Annotated in this window: 16 protein-coding genes and 1 tRNA gene; 7 read left to right on the top strand and 10 right to left on the bottom strand. The window is 70.0% G+C overall.

Translation table 11 applies throughout. From position 1 onward, the window contains the following. The first annotated feature begins 152 nt into the window (after positions 1-152). The gene (locus tag ACIBFB_RS21670; protein ID WP_397232865.1) at positions 153-1,829 is read left to right on the top strand and encodes an FAD-dependent oxidoreductase; all 1,677 of its coding nucleotides are present in this window, start codon (positions 153-155) and stop codon (positions 1,827-1,829) included. Then, positions 1,826-3,280 carry an ATP-binding protein gene (locus ACIBFB_RS21665; RefSeq protein WP_397232863.1) on the top strand — a complete coding sequence of 485 codons (1,455 nt, stop codon included), beginning with the start codon at positions 1,826-1,828 and terminating at the stop codon, positions 3,278-3,280. Before ACIBFB_RS21670 ends, ACIBFB_RS21665 begins: the two co-directional genes overlap by 4 nt. A 197-nt stretch (positions 3,281-3,477) precedes the next feature. Here ACIBFB_RS21665 and ACIBFB_RS21660 read toward each other — a convergent pair. Beyond that, positions 3,478-3,575, bottom strand: a tRNA-Ser gene (locus ACIBFB_RS21660). Positions 3,576-3,946: 371 nt separating this feature from the next. Next, positions 3,947-4,789, bottom strand: coding sequence for an NmrA family NAD(P)-binding protein (locus tag ACIBFB_RS21655; RefSeq protein WP_397232861.1), 843 nt, complete (start codon positions 4,787-4,789; stop codon positions 3,947-3,949). Positions 4,790-4,853: 64 nt separating this feature from the next. Here ACIBFB_RS21655 and ACIBFB_RS21650 point away from each other — a divergent pair, with 64 nt between their 5' ends. Next, complete coding sequence (locus ACIBFB_RS21650; protein ID WP_397232859.1) at positions 4,854-5,195, top strand: winged helix-turn-helix transcriptional regulator; 342 nt, start codon at positions 4,854-4,856, stop codon at positions 5,193-5,195. Positions 5,196-5,223: 28 nt separating this feature from the next. Here the strand turns inward: ACIBFB_RS21650 and ACIBFB_RS21645 are convergent, their stop codons facing one another. Then, on the bottom strand, positions 5,224-6,105 hold the full coding sequence (locus tag ACIBFB_RS21645; RefSeq protein ID WP_397232857.1) for an SPL family radical SAM protein: 882 nt from the start codon (positions 6,103-6,105) through the stop codon (positions 5,224-5,226). A 298-nt stretch (positions 6,106-6,403) separates the two neighbouring features. Between ACIBFB_RS21645 and ACIBFB_RS21640 the strand changes: the two genes are divergently transcribed. The 4 genes from ACIBFB_RS21640 (at position 6,404) to ACIBFB_RS21625 (ending at position 8,548) form a co-directional block, all read left to right on the top strand. Next, the gene (locus ACIBFB_RS21640) at positions 6,404-6,784 is read left to right on the top strand and encodes a VOC family protein (protein WP_397232855.1); all 381 of its coding nucleotides are present in this window, start codon (positions 6,404-6,406) and stop codon (positions 6,782-6,784) included. 49 nt (positions 6,785-6,833) lie between these two features. Next, positions 6,834-7,616 carry an MBL fold metallo-hydrolase gene (locus ACIBFB_RS21635; RefSeq protein WP_397232853.1) on the top strand — a complete coding sequence of 261 codons (783 nt, stop codon included), beginning with the start codon at positions 6,834-6,836 and terminating at the stop codon, positions 7,614-7,616. Between the two features lie 38 nt (positions 7,617-7,654). Next, entirely contained in the window at positions 7,655-8,047 is a 393-nt protein-coding gene (locus ACIBFB_RS21630; RefSeq protein ID WP_397232851.1) for a nuclear transport factor 2 family protein, read from the top strand. Between the two features lie 75 nt (positions 8,048-8,122). After that, positions 8,123-8,548, top strand: a complete 426-nt coding sequence (locus tag ACIBFB_RS21625) for a PPOX class F420-dependent oxidoreductase (protein WP_397232849.1) — start codon at positions 8,123-8,125, stop codon at positions 8,546-8,548. 17 nt (positions 8,549-8,565) lie between these two features. Here the strand turns inward: ACIBFB_RS21625 and ACIBFB_RS21620 are convergent, their stop codons facing one another. The 7 genes from ACIBFB_RS21620 to ACIBFB_RS21590 form a co-directional block, all read right to left on the bottom strand. After that, positions 8,566-9,066, bottom strand: a complete 501-nt coding sequence (locus ACIBFB_RS21620) for a MarR family winged helix-turn-helix transcriptional regulator (RefSeq protein ID WP_397232847.1) — start codon at positions 9,064-9,066, stop codon at positions 8,566-8,568. 129 nt (positions 9,067-9,195) lie between these two features. Beyond that, positions 9,196-9,801 carry a class IV adenylate cyclase gene (gene cyaB / locus ACIBFB_RS21615; protein WP_397232845.1) on the bottom strand — a complete coding sequence of 202 codons (606 nt, stop codon included), beginning with the start codon at positions 9,799-9,801 and terminating at the stop codon, positions 9,196-9,198. A gap of 43 nt (positions 9,802-9,844) precedes the next feature. Next, positions 9,845-10,300: an NUDIX hydrolase gene (locus ACIBFB_RS21610; RefSeq protein WP_397232843.1), complete on the bottom strand. Its 456-nt coding sequence runs from the start codon at positions 10,298-10,300 to the stop codon at positions 9,845-9,847. 72 nt (positions 10,301-10,372) lie between these two features. Further along, on the bottom strand, positions 10,373-10,552 hold the full coding sequence (locus ACIBFB_RS21605) for a DUF397 domain-containing protein (RefSeq protein WP_397232841.1): 180 nt from the start codon (positions 10,550-10,552) through the stop codon (positions 10,373-10,375). Between the two features lie 170 nt (positions 10,553-10,722). Then, complete coding sequence (locus tag ACIBFB_RS21600; protein WP_397232839.1) at positions 10,723-11,559, bottom strand: phosphotransferase; 837 nt, start codon at positions 11,557-11,559, stop codon at positions 10,723-10,725. After that, positions 11,534-12,445: an aldo/keto reductase gene (locus tag ACIBFB_RS21595; RefSeq protein WP_397232837.1), complete on the bottom strand. Its 912-nt coding sequence runs from the start codon at positions 12,443-12,445 to the stop codon at positions 11,534-11,536. Before ACIBFB_RS21595 ends, ACIBFB_RS21600 begins: the two co-directional genes overlap by 26 nt. Beyond that, a complete protein-coding gene (locus tag ACIBFB_RS21590) occupies positions 12,442-13,626 on the bottom strand; it encodes a cupin domain-containing protein (protein WP_397232835.1) in 1,185 nt (394 codons plus the stop codon). The genes ACIBFB_RS21595 and ACIBFB_RS21590 overlap by 4 nt, the downstream gene beginning before the upstream one ends.

Here is a 13,626-nt window from a genome sequence, read left to right as displayed (position 1 = left end):
CATACTCGTCGGGCGACACGGTGCCGTGGCGCGCATCGGGCGACGGCGGCGCCGTGTCGTGGGACACGCCGCGGACTGCACGGCCCCCGTGCGGTGTTACAGGGCACGGCGCGGTGTCGCGGAACACCGCGAGGACCGGACGAGGGAGACGCATGGCGCAGTCGGCGGGATCGGGGCGAACCGTCATCCTGACCGTGGACGACGACCCGGGGGTGTCGCGGGCCGTCGCCCGCGACCTGCGGCGTCGCTACGGAGACGCGTACCGGATCGTGCGGGCCGAGTCCGGGGAGGCCGCCCTGGAGGCGCTGCGCGAGCTCAAGCTCCGCGGCGACCAGGTGGCGGTGGTCCTGGCCGACTACCGCATGCCGCGCATGAACGGCATCGAGTTCCTCGAACGGGCCATCGACGTCTATCCGGGAGCGCGGCGGGTCCTGCTGACCGCGTACGCGGACACCAACGCCGCGATCGACGCGATCAACCTCGTCGACCTCGACCACTACCTCCTCAAGCCCTGGGACCCGCCCGAGGAGAAGCTGTACCCCGTCATGGACGACCTGCTGGAGGCCTGGCGCAACGACGGCCAGCGGCCGGTGGACACGACCAGGGTCGTCGGCCACCGGTGGTCGGCGCGGTCGTCGGACGTGCGGGAGTTCCTGGCCCGCAACCAGGTGCCCTACCGCTGGTACTCGTCGGACGAGCCGGAGGGCAGGCGGCTGCTGAGCGCCGCCGGGCACGGCACGGAGCGGCTTCCGCTGGTGATCGCCCCGGACGGGACGGCTCTGGCGGAACCCGAGGACACCGAGCTCGCCGCGCTCGTGGGACTGGCCACGACACCGGCGGAGGAGTTCTACGACCTCGTGGTGATCGGCGGCGGCCCCGCCGGGCTCGGCGCGGCCGTCTACGGCGCGTCCGAGGGGCTGCGGACCGTCCTGGTGGAGCGCTCCGCCACCGGCGGGCAGGCCGGGCAGAGCTCGCGGATCGAGAACTACCTCGGCTTCCCCGACGGCGTGTCCGGCTCGCAGCTCACCGACCGGGCCAGACGGCAGGCCACGAAGTTCGGCGCGGAGATCCTGAGCGCGCGCGAGGTGTCGGGTCTGGAGGTGAACGGGGGCTCGCGCACCGTGCGCTTCTCGGACGGCTCCGCGGTCGCGGCGCACAGCGTCCTGCTGGCCACGGGCGTGTCCTACCGGCAGCTGGACGCGCCGGGGCTCACCGAGCTGACCGGGCGCGGGGTCTTCTACGGCTCAGCGCTCACCGAGGCCCCCTCCTGCCACGGCCACGACGTGTACATCGTCGGCGGCGCCAACTCCGCCGGACAGGCCGCCATGTACCTGTCGCGGGGCGCGAAGTCGGTCACCCTCGTGGTGCGCGGGCCCTCGCTGGAGGCGTCGATGTCGCACTACCTCATCCAGCAGATCGAGGGCGCGCCGAACATCCGCGTCCGCACCGGGACGGTCGTCGACGCGGCGCACGGGACGGACCACCTGGAGCGGCTCACCCTGCGCGACGTCAAGAGCGGCTCCACCGAGGTCGTCGACACGCAGTGGCTGTTCGCGTTCATCGGCGCGGCCCCGCGCACCGACTGGCTGGAGGGCACCGTCGCCAAGGACGAGCGCGGGTTCATCCTGGCCGGGCCGGATCTGAGCGCGGACGGCCGGCCGCCGGGGGGCTGGCGGCTGGACCGGCCGCCGTACCACCTGGAGACCAGCGTGCCGGGGGTGTTCGTGGCGGGTGACGCCCGCGCGGAGTCAGCCAAGCGGGTCGCCTCCGCCGTCGGCGAGGGCGCCATGGCCGTGATGCTCGTCCACCGCTACCTGGAGCAGTCATGACCGAGCAGCCGACGCGGTGCGACGAGGAGGAGCTGAGCACGCTCTTCCTGTTCGAGAAGCTGTCCGACGAGCAACTGGGGCGGCTGTGCCGCGAGGGCCGGGTGGAGGTGTTCGAGCCGGGCCCCGTCTACCGCGAGGGCGACCCGGCCACCTGCTTCTACGTGCTCCTGGAGGGCACGGTCGTCCTGTCGCGCCGGGTCGGACCCGACGACGTGGAGACCGTGCGCACTTCGCACCGGGGGGCGTACGCGGGCTCCATGCAGGCCTACCTCAGCGGCGCCGAGGACCAGCGCTACCGGGGCTCCCTGCGCGTCACGGAGCCCTCGCGGTTCTTCGTCCTGCCCGCCGAGACCTTCGCCGAGATCATGCGCGACTGGTTCCCGATGGCCGTCCACCTGCTGGAGGGGATGTTCTACGGAACCCAGAACTCCCAGCAGAAGGTCAACGAGCGGGAACGGCTCCTGGCGCTGGGCTCCCTGTCCGCGGGGCTGACACACGAGCTCAACAACCCCGCGGCCGCCGCCGTGCGGGCCACCTCGGCGCTGCGTGAGCGGGTGGCCGGGATGCGCCACAAGCTGGCGAAGCTCACGGCGGGCCCGTACTCGCGCGAGACGCTCGACGTGCTCGTCGACATCCAGGAACGCACCGCGGAACGGGTGTCGAAGGCCGAGGCGCTCAGCGCCCTGGAGGCCGCCGACCGGGAGGACGCCCTCGCCGACTGGCTCGACGAGCGCGGGATCACGGGCGGGTGGGACCTGGCGGCGACGTTCGTGCAGGCCGGACTCGACGCCGACTGGTTGGACCAGGTGGCGGCCGCCATAGACGAACAGGCCCTGGAGGGCGCCGTCCGCTGGCTCGGCTACACCGTGGAGACCGAGCTCCTGATGAACGAGATCGAGGACTCCACCGCCCGCATCTCACACCTGGTGGACACCGCCAAGCAGTACTCACAGCTCGACCGCGCGCCCTTCCAGGTGACCGACGTGCACGAACTGCTGGACAGCACGCTCGTGATGCTCTCCGGGAAGATCGGCTCCGGCGTCCGGGTGGTCAAGGACTACGACCGGGCCCTGCCCAGGATCCCGGCGTACCCGGGCGAGCTGAACCAGGTGTGGACCAACCTGATCGACAACGCCGTCTCGGCGATGGACGGCGAGGGAACGCTGACCGTGCGCACCGAACGCGACGGCGAGCAGCTGCTGGTCGAGTTCGGGGACACCGGGACGGGTGTGGACCCCGAGATCCGCGACCGGATCTTCGTCCCGTTCTTCACCACCAAGCCGGTGGGCGAGGGAACGGGGCTCGGACTCGATATCTCGTGGCGGATCGTCGTGAACAAGCACCACGGGAGCCTCCAGGTGCAGTCCGTTCCGGGCGACACGCGCTTCCAGGTGCGCCTGCCGCTGACGGCGCCGAACGAGACGGAGGCGGAGGCGGCCACCCAGGGGTAGGGCGCTCCCGTGCTCAGGGGCGCGGTTCCACCAGGAGGAGGGCGGCCCCGGCGGGGATGTCGTTCGGGGTTGCCCGGCCAGGTGGGAGGCGCGGCCAGGGCTGGGGAGGGGGCTTCGGGCGGGCGACCGGCCCCGCACACGCGAAAACCCCGGGTCGAGCAGCGCGTGTTTCCGCTCTGACCTGGGGTTTCTCGAGGTAGGCCCCCAGGGGCTCGAACCCTGAACCCACGGATTAAAAGTCCGCTCCCGTCAATTCGATACGCCCCTCTATGCCCCCATAGCTGCCCCACCACCCCGCAGCACCGACACCACACAGGACCACCCCACACCACCGGAGACCACCCCGTCCCCCAGCACCGGAGCAACCACCGAGCAACCGCCCCACCTCGCGAGCCACGGACCGAATCCGTCAGCCCCTCGGCGCGGCGGCGGGTAGGGGTCACGGACCCCCAAGGGTGGGTGCGGTGTCCGCCGGACAGCTCCGACACGTGCTTGTACTGGGCCTTCCCGCCGGGTTCCCTGGCAAGTTCAGCGTGTCGAAGTGCGGTACGTGGTCCTTGGTATGTGTCGGCAGTGGTTCCGGAGGACCCGGTCGGCCGCCCGCGCGGGAGGGCGGCCGACCGGGTCCTGTTCATCCGATTCGGTCCTGGCCGACGGTGGTAGCGGTCAGAGACCGATGTCGGCCAGCCACTGCCCGGTGGTGCGAGGGGTGACGCCGAGCAGCTTCTGGGCGGAGTTCTCAGGCGAGATGGAGCGGTCCGCGAGCGTGCGCATGGCCGTGTAGGCCCCGGCCACGTCGGCGGCGGGTTCCTCGCCGATGAACGGAGCGACGGAGGCGCGGAACTGCTCGGGGGTGATCGGTTCGAAGACCACCTGCTTGCCGAAGTGGACGCCGAACACCTCCGCCAGATCCGGTCCGGTGATCGCCGGGTACTGGCCGACGGAGACCGTGCCAGTGACGTCCGGGCGCTCGAACAGGGCAACGGCGGCGTCGGCGATGTCCAGGTGCGAGGCCCAGGAGGCGGGGAAGTCGGCTCGGATCGGGTAGGGCAGCATGCTCCGTTCGCGGACCGTGTCCATGACGAACGGCATGAGCAGGTTCTCCAGGTAGAACGTGGGCTCGATCACCGCGTGGGACACCCCGGCCTCCGTCAGGCCGGCGGCCAGCACCGCGGCCGCGCCGCCGGTGTCGGGGTCGATCGGGGCACCGCTGGTGGAGAACACCACACGGGCCGGGCGGGCTTCGCGGACGGCGGCGAGGATGTTGCGCGCATAGGTCCGGCGGTCCTCTTCGGAGACCACCGGCAGGTGGACGAACACCCCGTCGGCACCGCGGTAGGCCTGGGTCAGGTCGTCGACGGAGTCGTATCCGGCGACCACCACGTGCGCGCCGTCCACGACGGCGTCCGGGTTGCGGGTCAGAGCGGTCACGGACTTGCCCGCGGCTGCGAGAGCTGCGACGACGGGGGCACCCTGGGCGCCGGTGGCGCCATGGATCACGTAGGTCATGGCTTCATTAGTGCATACGATGCACTGGTTACATCAACTGCACTAATAGGGTACGGTGAAAAATGTGACCGATCCCTGTCTTCCCGAGTGCGGTGTCGCCCGGTTCCTCGCCCTGCTCAACGGACCCTGGGCCACGCTGATCGTGCGCGAGCTGCTGCACGGCCCCCACCGCTTCACCCAGCTGCGCGAGGCGCTGCCCGGCATCAGCCCGCACACCCTGACCAGCAGGCTGCGCCAGTTCGAGCGGCACGGCATCGTCACCCGCACGGCCCACGCGGAGATCCCGCCGCGGGTGGAGTACGAGCTGACCCCTCTCGGCGAGGGGCTGCGCGATGTCCTGGAGGCCATGGGCACCTGGGCCATGGCGGTGCCCGACCCCGGCTCCCAGGCCACCACCGCCTCCTGACCCCAGCCCCGGACCAGCAGCGGCGTGGTCACGGCGAGGACGCCAGTCTCTGCCTCAGGGCGTCGTTGTCGTCGTGGTGGACCACCTCTTCGAAGCGCAGTCGCATCCCGTGCTCGGCCAGCAGGTCGGCGACGATCGCGTCGAGCCGTTCGCGGTGCTCTTTGGTCCGCGCCTGGAGATAGGCCTCGCGGACCTCTTCGGGTTCGTCGGCGAGCACCTGGTCCATGCGCTCGCGGATGTATCGCTTGAGGTTGATGTGCTCCATGAACACCTCGTTCACGCCCGCGTCGGCGAGGCGGCCGAAGAGGTCGTCCAGGAGTTCGGGCCGGGTGGCGAAGTGGGGCAGGAGCGGCCCGACGAAGGCGTAGGTGGGGATACCGGCCTCCCTCAGTTCGGCCAGGGTGCGCAGGCGGCGGGAGGCGAGCGGGGCGCGCACTTCCAGCCAGCGGCTGACCTTGTCGTCGGCGGTGGTGACGGTCATGCCGACCTCGGCGCGGGGCAGGCCGGCGAGCAGGTCGATGTCGCGAGTGACGACGGGCGACTTGGTGAGGATGCGGACCAGGCCGGGGTAGGCGACGGTGTCGAGCTCGTTCAGGATGCCGCGGGTGAGGCGGTACTTCGTCTCGTGGCCCTGGTAGGGGTCGGTGACCGAGCTGAGCAGGATCGTGCCTTGGCGCTTGTGCTCGGGCATCTTCGCCAGCTCCGTGCGGGCGAGTTCGACCGCGTTCTTCTTCACGTACAGGTAGTCGCCCCACTCCTGGACCGATCGGCCGAACTGGCGCCCGGCGAAGCTGGCGAAGCAGTAGGCGCAGCCCAGTACGCAGCCGGTGTAGGGGTTGATGACGTAGTCGTTCGACGGGGTCTTCGACTTCTGGATCAGGGTCTTGGCCTCGATCTCGACCGGTTCCATGGCCGACGTCCTTCCTGGTGACCCGCCGTTCGCGTTCGGGGCGGCGGGTTCTGTGTGCTGTCTGCGGGGCGGCTGCACGCCGCCGCACCCGATTACAGGGAACAATAATCCCAGGAAGTTGATTCCATGGAATGAAAGTGGTTTGCTGGAGCACCGGCCACCCCCGGGGGGGGTCTTTGACCGCCGCCGCCATAGGCCCGACCTGCGAAGTCTCCCGCAGGACGGTCACGGTTCCCCGGACACGGCCTGCCCACAGAGTCGTCGTTGCCCCGCCATGGGGGCGCAAGGAGTGAGTGCCATGACCGGTCCCGCCTTCAACTCGGTCGCCTGGTTCGAGTTCGGCACCGGCCAGCCGGACAAGGTCAAGGAGTTCTACGGCGAGCTGTTCGACTGGAAGTACGTCCTCAACACCAACACCCCGGGTGTGACCTACCACGCGGTGATGCCGCCGGGCGCCCAGCAGCCGGCGGGCGGGGTGTGGGAGTCAGAAGGGAAGTTCCCCGACTACGCGATCTTCTACGTCCTGGTCCAGGACGTCGCCGCGACCGTCGAACGCGCCGAAGAGCTGGGCGCCGAGGTGCTCATGGCACCGGTCTCCGACGCTGCGGGCCTCACCTTCGCCCGGCTGCGGGATACCGCGGGCCACCACTTCGGCGTGTTCTCCGCCCCCGCCCCCTGACCGGCTCCCCCAGACCACGTCCTCACCATCCACCACCTGGAGGTTTTCAATGTCAGGTGCCGACACCACCGGCGAGAAGATCCCCGTCCGCGTCTACGGCGGCCCGACCGCGCTCATCGAGTACGGCCGCCTCCGGTTCGTCACCGACCCCACCTTCGACCCGCCCGGCGAGTACCCCATGCCCCTACCCGGCGACCACAAGCTCGTCAAGACCGAACCGTCACCGGTCACCGCCGCCGACCTGGGCCGCGTCGACGCCGTCCTGCTCTCCCACGACGGACACGACGACAACCTCGACGACACCGGCCGGGCCCTCCTGCCCGAAGTACCGGTCGTCTTCACCACGGTCAGCGGCGCGACCCGCCTGGGCGGCAACGCCCACGGCCTCGCCTTCTGGCAGACCGCCGAGCTCCAGCGCCCCGACGGCGGCACCGTCACCGTCACCGGGCTGCCCGCCCGCCACGGCCCCGAGGGCTGCGAGCCGATCTCCGGCGACGTCGTCGGCTTCATGCTCACCTCCGACGACCTGCCCCCGGTCTATGTCAGCGGCGACAACGCCAACCTGGGGCATGTCAAGGAGATCGCCGGGAAGTTCGCCCCGGTGGACACCGCGATCCTCTTCCTGGGCGGCGCCCGCATGGACTTCGCCTTCGACGGCGCCCTGCTCACCCTCGACAGCGCCCTGGGCGCCGAGGCCGCCGGGATACTCGGCGCGCGCCGGGTCGTCCCCGCCCACTACGACAGCTGGGCCCACTTCACCGAAGGCCGAAGCGAGATCGAGGCAGCGTTCGACAAAGCCGGCCTCGCCGACCGCCTCGACTTCGCCCGATAGCCACCGAACCGCACAGAACACGCACAGGGGAAGGCATCATGACCACCACGAACACCGACATCGCCCGCACCTACTTCCAGGCCGTACAGACGGGGGACATGGCCGCCCTCGGCGGACTCCTCGACGAGGCGGTCGTCTGGCACCAGCCCGGCGCCAACCGGTTCTCCGGCGAGCACCAGGGCCGCGACGCCGTCTTCCAGCTGCTGGGCCGGATGATGGAGGCCAGCCAGGGCACCTTCGCCATCGACACGGTCCACACGCTCATGGCCAACGGCGACCTGGTCGCCGCCACCATCGGCTTCAGCGGCCGCCGCGACGACGCGTCGATGAGCATGGACGGCGTCGACCTCCTGCGCATCACGGACGGCAAGATCACCGAGGTGTGGCTCTTCTCCGCAGACCCGGCAGCCGAAGACGCCTTCTGGGGATGACCGCCCCGGGTGTCCGGGGCCGGGCCGGCCCCGGACACCCGCGAGTCGACCCGCACGAACGCGAAAGGCACCCGCATGCGAAAGATGACCGAGCAGCAGTGGCGGGCGTTCGTCACGCACGGCACCCGCACCGGCAAACTGTCGACCGTCCGCGCCGACGGCAGCCCCCACCTGACCCCTGTCTGGTTCCTCCTGGACGGCGACGACATCGTGCTCACCACCGAGAAGGACGGCGTCAAGGGCCGCAACCTCGCCCGCGACGGACGGTTCGTCCTCTGTGTCGACGAGGACCGGCCCCCCTACGCGTTCGTCCTGCTCCGAGGACGCGCCGAGATCTCCGAGGATCCCGACGACATGCTGCGGTGGGGCGGTCTGCTGGGCGCCCGCTACATGGGCCCGGACCGCACCGAGGAGTACGCCGCACGCAACGGCGGACCCGGCAACATCCTCGTCCGCGGCCGCATCGGCAAGGTCATCGCCTTCGACGGCATCGCGGACTGAGCCGGGCAGGCCCTTTCTCACACCGTCAACCGGACGGGCCGCTTCCCGGCGGGCGCCGAGGTCCTCCCGGCGGCCTTGCGCTCCGTATCCAGGGCCCGTCCGGCCGCCCTCAGTGTGCTCAGGACGGCCGTCACCTCGCGCACGGACTTGCCGGGGATCACCGTGCCGATCCGCAGTTCCAGCTCCTCCTCGAAGACCGCCAGAGCCCCTTCCGTCAGTCGCCGCCCCTCGGTCGTCAGTTCGACGATCGAGGAGCGGCGGTCGTCGGGGTTGGCGCGCCGCTGGCACAGGCCCGCCTTTTCCAGGCGGTCGACCACCTTGCTCGCACCGCCCACGGTGATCGAGAACTCCTCCACGATGTCCTGGATCCGCACCCCGGGCCGGCACAGGAGCAGGTGCAGCACCTCGAACGAGGTCAGAGGCAGACCGTACTCGGCCTGCAACCGGCCCTCGATGCCGTTCCACAGCTCGATCTCCAGCGAGACCAGTTCCCGGTACAGCCGTTTCAGGTCGGACATCACTCATCTTCCGAAGAATTATCTTCCATGGATTATTTATCGTACGGCATTTCAACTCCCAGCCGGGCGAATCCGGCAATCAGCCCCCTCGGCATGTGCCGGGGTTCGTAGAGCCGAGCATCCGGACTCTCAAGCCGAGCGATAGGCAATTACCGCATCGGTGTACTGCTCGGTGGTGAAAGCGTCCTCGCCGATACCCAACTCGGCCAGGACGCCCCGTACGGCAGTCAGTCCTTCGGAAAGGTCGGCCTCTTCGACGAGGGTCTCGACCTCGATGAAGGCCCCCTCCAGCTCGGGGACCGTCACCACGGTGGCCAGGCACTCCCGCCCGGTGGTGGTGGTCAGGGGGAAGTCGGTGCAGTACTTGGTGAGTGCCACCAAGTGCTCATAGCCGAGGCCGACCAGGATGTTGTCCAAGGCCTGGGCGGATTCGGCACGGGTCTCGTGCTCGGGTTTGGAGCCGGTCTCCTCGTCCACCACCGGGGCCTTGTAGGTGAACACCACTCGCTCCGAACCACTGCGCTCGATTACCCGCACCCGCAACTCCCGCCCCTGAGCGGTCAGCGAGCGGTCCGGGAGGTCGTAGTAGATGTCCCGGTACACGGCCTCCTCGCCCAGAGCACGCTCACGTAGCGCGGCCAGCACCTGCTCCGGGTCGTCCACCCGTGCCTTCACCTCGGCCTCGATCACCGGCGACATCCCTTCATGAGCATCACAGGAGGCGTCGCGCTCCACGCTGGAGACCTTCACCGCGCATGAATTCGCGGGCCGGAAAAGATCATCTGGTCGGGGCCAGGTGGTGGCCGTCGTGGCTGCGGACGTGGGAGGTGTTCGGGTCCAGGGCGTCGAGGAGGCGGATCGCGTAGACCTCGCCCATGCGCTCGGACAGCTCGTCGGGGGTGAGCCAGGCGACCTCGGTCGATTCTGGGGAGGGGCGTTCGGTGCCGCCGGAGGGTTTGCAGCGGAAGACCAGGGCGACGACGCCGCGAGTGGTGTTCTTGTAGACGCCGGTGAGCCGGTCCACCTCGACGTGGATGCCGGTCTCCTCCCAGACCTCGCGGCACACGCCGTCCTCCGGGGTTTCCGCGAGTTCCAGGACCCCGCCAGGGAGCTCCCAGCGACCGTTGTCAGCACGGCGGATCACCAGAAACCGGCCGTCCTCGTCAAGGACGGCTCCGGCGACGGACACCGAGTGCAGCGGCGTTGACGGCCTGTCTTCGGCGCTATTGCTCATACTCAGGAGCCTATGACGCACAGCGGAACCAGGCCGGGCGTTACAGGAGCGCGCCCCAGTCGGCACTGGCGGTCAGTCGGTGTGCAGGCCTCTGAGGAAGTGGGCCCACGCTCCTGGGGTGAAGTCCAGCGGCTGCATGCGGAGGTTCTGGTTGTCGCGCACGCGCGTCACCAGGCCTTCGGAGACCTCCACGCAGGTCCCGGCCTCGTTGCTGTGGCTGGACTTGTGCCAGGGGGTGCTCTGGGTACTCATGTGGGGAACCTTCCTCAGTCGAGTTCGGCGATCCGGGGCCGAATCAGGTCGCGGAACCGCTCCGGGGACAGCGCGTCGGATCGGCGATGGTGGGACCTCGGTTTCTCGTGCCGGTTGTGATGGAGACTCTGGTGTGTGCCGAGTTTCGGACCACTCTCAACTGCTACCGGTCAGGAGATGAGAAGCTCTTCAGCCAGACGTTGGGCACGCGGTTGGAGGCGGGCATGGAGGGGGTCGCGGTCGGCGGCCTGGATGATCTCGGCGCAGATCACCCACTGCGCGAGCCGACCGGACGGGGTGTCGAGCATGTCGGCGAACACCTCGTGCACCCGCGCCGCCGTCTGAGGTTCGGTGAGGGCGTAGGCGTGCAGGACCGCGGCGTCGTACCCGGCCGGGGCGCTGCCCCAGCCTTCCCAGTCGATGATCTGGAGCGGGTCGGTGGTGAGGTTGGCCCAGTGCAGGTCCCCGTGGGAGGTCTCCCACCGCTCCACGGTCAGATCCCGGCCCTGGAGGGCAGGGATGAACCGGGGGATGCGGTCGATGTAGTCCTGCGTCACCACCCGGCGTCCCGATGGGGTCGGCGCCCGGTGCAGGTGATCCAGCGCGGTGCGCAGGTCGTTCCACCACCGGTCGGTGACCCAGATCGGGGTGTCCAGGTTCGGGGTCAGGGAAACAGCCTCTCCTTGGAGGCGCTCCCACAGGTGGACCTGGAACACCAGGCCGTTCTCGTCGTTCCCGGTGAGGTCGCCGAGTAGTGCAGGCCGGGGGATCTCCTCCGGCAGGAGGACGTCGGCCAGGTTCGTCCCCTCCCAGATCTTGCCGCCCGCCCGAGGCACCACCGTGACCCGCAGCCACCCCTGGACGTCTTTGACGATGACCGGGCCGCCGAGGGTCCTGCCGCCCATCCCCGCACGCAGCCGCCCTCCAGGGTCGGGAGTGGCGGCGAGTTCGCGGGCAGCCCGATGCCAGGGCCCGGTCAGGTCAGGGAACGGGTTGGAGGAGGTCACAGAGGTCCTTGAGTCGAAGCGGCGACAGACGTGGGCCGGTGACCGTCTCGGCGGCTTGGCGCCAGTGGTTCGTGTTGGTGGTGCTGAGCAGGACCCCGGTGAGCCCGGGGGTGGCGGCCGCGACCAGCAACGCCGCTCGCGCCGGATCGGTGCCAGTGGCGATGTAGTCGGCCAGGTGGTCGTTGATGCGGGCGGGTAGTTCTCCGCCGTGCAGCGGCGCCGATCCCCACACCTCCCATCCTGCATCGCGCGCCGCGATGATGGGTCCGGTTCCGGCAAGGGCGTGGCGAATCGGATCGATCTGCACCATGGACACCGGCAACTGCACCGCTGCCAGTCCGGTGCGAGGGCCGCCTGCCGCTTCTTCGGCGAGGCACGCCAGTTCGGGGACGGTGAACGCGCTGTCCCGGAACCCGGACCAGGTGGCGACCCCGTACCCCAATAGCAGGCCCTCGGTTCGGGCCTCCTCCAGGGCGGTAAAGGCTTCCCGAATCCGGGCGTGCAATCCCTGTCGGTCGCCGTTGTGGTGGTGGTCGGGGTTGTGCAGGTACACCAGGTCCAGCATGGGGCGCTGGAGTTCGGCTCGGCTCATCCCTACCTGGTGGCGCGCATAGGCCGGGGCGATGCTGTGCCGGGTGGCGGCCTCGTCCTCGGTGAGCACCCCGCCGACCAGGGCTGCGCAAGCCTGGCCGGTGGTCATGTGCCCGACCTTGGTCGCGATCCGCACCCTGGGGTGCTCTTTGAGGATCGGGGCCAGGGCCGCCTGGTGGGTGCCCTTGCCGTAAGCGGGGGCGGTGTCGATGAGGGGGCATCCGGCCGCAGCCGCGATGGCCGCCGAGGTGACCACGTCGCGACTGCGGTAGGTGCCCAGGCCCAGCAGGGTCATCCCGCCTCGCCCTCCCACACCAGGGCCCCGTCCTCCAGCAGTCTGCGCAGCAGGTCGACCAGGGCGTCCCGCGGAACGGCGGGGACGAGCTGGGCCAGTTCCTTGACCGTGGCCGTGCCGGTGTCGGCCAGGTACGTGAACACCGGAGCGGCTGCGGGGGCGATGCGCCAGCGGCGTCCCTGCGCGGCGTAGACGGCCTCGCCCCGGCCGGTGGTGAGGGTTCCGCGCAAGGTGGCCAGACGCAACAGAGAGGTGTCGGTGAGGTGCCCCGTCACGGCGGCGGGGAGGCTGAAGGCCGTCCGGGCCGTGGCAGTCTCGTTGCCGCTCCGCCAGTACTCCGCCACCACGACCGGGTTCTGAAGACGGGCGGTGAGCAGTTCGCTCATCCGGTAGGACCAGTCCGCGAACACGGCCGGGTCCCGCGGCACGTCGGTACGGACCTGTTCGTGTTCGACCATGCGGGAGGTGAGCCAGGTCAGGAAGTCGGCCCCGGTGGTGGTGTTCAGCCCGCAGGTCAGGTGCAGGCTGGGTTCACCCTCGGAGGCGGCGACCGCGTGCCAGCAGCCGCGGGGGACGTGGAGGATGTCGCCGGGTTCCATGACGAACTCATCGATCGGGTCGGTGGGCGGGTCCTCGTCGAACTCGACGTCGTGGTGCAGGGGTGCGGTGCGGGTGGTGCCGTAGATGCGCCACCGCTTGCGGCCCAAGACTTGGAGCACGATGACGTCGTGGTCGTCCCAGTGCACACCGAACCCCTCCTTGGGGGTCCAGCTCGCGTAGGCGTTGGTCTGGATGCCGGTGCCCAGCCAGGCCTCCATGCCCGCGACGAGGTCGCCGATGGGCGGATGCATCTCATCGATAGCGTCCACCACCAGGGTGGCGCCCTCACGGAGTTGGCGGTGGAGCAGGTGGGGAACGGGGGCATTCCAGTCGGGCATGCGCCGGTACCGGCGCCGCTGGGCGTAGCGGCCGACGTCGATTGTCTCTCCGGCCGAGAGCCGAACCCGGGGGTTGTTGATGCGGTGGGTGGCCAGGAGCCGGTTCAGGTCCTGCCAGGTGAGCAGGTCGGCGAAGACGTCCGGGTTGCCTGCGGGGGCGGGGTAGCGCTGGTGGTGGCGGCCGAGGACCTGGGCGGGGAAGGTGTCCCCGCCCAGGCGGCCGCTGATCAGATCAGCGGACAA

The organism is Nocardiopsis sp. NPDC050513 (assembly GCF_044457925.1).
Lineage (GTDB): Bacteria > Actinomycetota > Actinomycetes > Streptosporangiales > Streptosporangiaceae > Nocardiopsis.
This window is presented reverse-complemented; position numbering and strand designations above follow the sequence as displayed.